Below are 2,639 nucleotides of genomic sequence, written 5' to 3' on the forward strand. Positions count from 1 at the left end.
CCGGCGTGGGCGCCGCGCCGGGCTTCGGCGCCGCGGGTCCACCGGAGCCGGGGCTCGACGGCGCGGAGTCGACTCCACCGTCGGACGGTGCGTGCGACGCACGGAGACGTCGGACCACCGGGGCCTCGAGGGTCGACGATGCGGATTTGACGAACTCTCCCTGATCGCGGAGTTTCGTCAGAAGTTCTTTACTGGTGATACCGAACTCTTTTGCCAGCTCGTGTACCCGGGGCTTGCCTGCCACTGCTCTCCTCACTGCGAGGTCTTCACGGCAGGGCTGGCCGCGCGACCTCGGTCTACATTCGATGGACGTTCATCGCTGGAACTTCACGGTGTGCTCATCGTGTCTGGTCCGTTCCTTCTCTTGTGCTCCCCCGGTCGGCCCATGCGGCCGACGGGTGGTCTCGTGCTCACGACGATAGCGTCTCGAGCACCTCCGAGATCGCATCCTGGGACACGTTCCCGGCGACCCGCAGGGACCTGGTGAAGGCCTTGCGGTCGAGTGCTGTCGCGATGCACCGCTCGTCACGGTGCACCCAGGCTCCCCGCCCGACCGCTCGCCGGTCGGGGTCCGGCGAGAGGGCTGACGCCCGCGGATCGTGAACGATCCGCAGTAACCGGGAATCGGAATCCCGGCGGCGACAGCCGACGCAGGTCCTCACCGGACCCGGCACCTCGGCCGGGCCCTTCTGCTGGTCGTGATGCACCCGCATGAGGCCGCCTCGGTTTCTCGCCGTCCCTCCCACGCGAGTGGGTGGACGTGAAGTCACTGTGACATCTGGTGAGTCTACAGGTCGTTGACTATCGACACTAACGGCGCGCCCGACCGCGTGGACCGCGACCGTGCCGGACGTCACTCCGCGTCGCTGTGGATGTCGATCCGCCACTGCGTCAGCCGGTGGGCCAGGCGGGCGTTCTGCCCCTCCTTGCCGATCGCCAACGAGAGCTGGTAATCGGGGACCACGACGCGCGCAGCCCTCGTCTCGGCGTCCGCGACGGTCACGGAGATGACCTTCGCCGGAGAGAGCGCGTTACCCACGAACACCGTGGGGTCCTCGTCGAAGTCGACGATGTCGATCTTCTCTCCGTTGAGTTCCGCCATCACCGCCCGGACCCGGGCGCCGTTCGGCCCGATGCAGGCGCCCTTGGCGTTGAGGCCCGACACCGTCGTCTCCACGGCGATCTTGGTCCGATGTCCGGCCTCGCGGGCGATCGCCGAGATCCGGACGGATCCGTCACCGATCTCCGGTACCTCCAGGGCGAAGAGTCCACGGACGAGATCGGGGTGGGTTCGCGACAGGGAGACGGAGGCACCGTGCGGCCCCTTGTGCACCCCCACGACGTGGCACTTGATGCGGTCGCCGTGCTGGTAGGTCTCGCCCGGGACCTGCTCGGCCGGTGCGATGGTGCCCTCGGTACCGCCGTTCTCGGGCCCGATGTGCACGACGACGATCCCCCGCGCGTTGGCACGGGAATCCGACTGGATGACCCCGCTGACCACCTCGCCCTCACGGGCGACCAGGTCGCCGTAGATCCGCTCGGTCTCGGCCTCGCGCAGGCGTTGCAGGATGATCTGCCGGGCCGTCGCCGCGGCCACCCGGCCGAAATCGGACGGGGTGGCGTCGAACTCGCCGATCCGGTTGCCCTCGTCGTCGACCTCGGCCGCCATGACCGCGACGGTCCCGGCCTTCCGGTCGAGTTGGATCCGCGCGACGCGGTGCGCGTCATCGGTGCGCTTGTACGCGGTGAGCAGTGCGTTCTCCAGCGTCCGCACCAGGTCGTCCAGCGGGATCTCCCGCTCCTGGGACAACATGTTCAGCGCCGCCATGTCGATGTTCAACTGTCTTCTCCTTCTCGCACGCCACGTCCGGGGTCCGCGGGCTCCGACACGAGGGCGAGTTCGTCCTCCGGAGCGGGCCGGAACTCGACCCGGATCACAGCGCGTGCCACGTCGTCCAACGGTACCGAGTCCACACGCATCCCACGACCCGACCTGCAGACCAGACGTACGGTCCCCGACTCCTCGTCGAGGTCACCGATCCGCCCACGGGCGGGGCCGGTGACACCGTCGACGTAACTCACGTCTACCTGACGACCGCGCGCCCGCCTCCAGTGCCGGGGTGCCACGAGAGGCGCGTCCACGCCGCGGCTCGTCACCTCGAACGTCACGGCCCGGTCGGGTCCACCCCACTGCTCGGCGAGGGCGTCGAGGTCGGTGGACAGTCTCGCGAGATCGTCCAGTGTGACACCGGAGTCGCCGTCGACGACCACGGTCACGTGCCAGTCGGCGGCCCGTGAATCCTCCCGGATCTCCTCGAGTTCGAGTCCACGGTCGGAGACCGCTCTGCGGATATGGGCCCTGTCGGGCTCGGGGACGATCACGTTGCTCCTGGCGTCGCTGCTGGTGGGTGCCGATCCGGGTTGCGGACGGGCCGGATCACTGTACCGCCCCGGGTCCGGCGGCCGACGGGCCCTGGCAGGATGTCGGGGTGCCCGTTTCCTCCACCACCCCCGTGTCGCGCCGACGGTTCGTCGCGGTGACCGCGGTCGCCACCGGAGTGGCCGCCGCCGGGGGGTGCGCCCTACCCCTGGTCGACGACGAGCCGGATCCCCTGCTGCCGTTGGCCGCGGCCGCTGCC

4 protein-coding genes are annotated in these 2,639 nt (G+C 69.5%); all 4 read right to left on the minus strand.

Annotation, left to right across the window (positions count from 1 at the left end):
* Positions 1–244, minus strand: a 244-nt coding sequence (locus G6021_RS06440) for a translation initiation factor IF-2 N-terminal domain-containing protein (protein ID WP_182617671.1), incomplete at its 3' end; no start/stop codon positions are given.
* A gap of 166 nt (positions 245–410) precedes the next feature.
* A complete protein-coding gene (locus G6021_RS06445; RefSeq protein WP_182610233.1) occupies positions 411–713 on the minus strand; it encodes a YlxR family protein in 303 nt (100 codons plus the stop codon).
* A gap of 140 nt (positions 714–853) precedes the next feature.
* A complete protein-coding gene (nusA, locus tag G6021_RS06450; protein ID WP_179525437.1) occupies positions 854–1,840 on the minus strand; it encodes a transcription termination factor NusA in 987 nt (328 codons plus the stop codon).
* Complete coding sequence (locus tag G6021_RS06455) at positions 1,837–2,382, minus strand: ribosome maturation protein RimP (protein WP_182640877.1); 546 nt, start codon at positions 2,380–2,382, stop codon at positions 1,837–1,839. The genes nusA and G6021_RS06455 overlap by 4 nt, the downstream gene beginning before the upstream one ends.
* Positions 2,383–2,639 lie beyond the last annotated feature (257 nt).

Origin of the sequence: Dietzia sp. CW19 (assembly GCF_014145265.1) — a bacterium.
Lineage (GTDB): Bacteria > Actinomycetota > Actinomycetes > Mycobacteriales > Mycobacteriaceae > Dietzia > Dietzia natronolimnaea.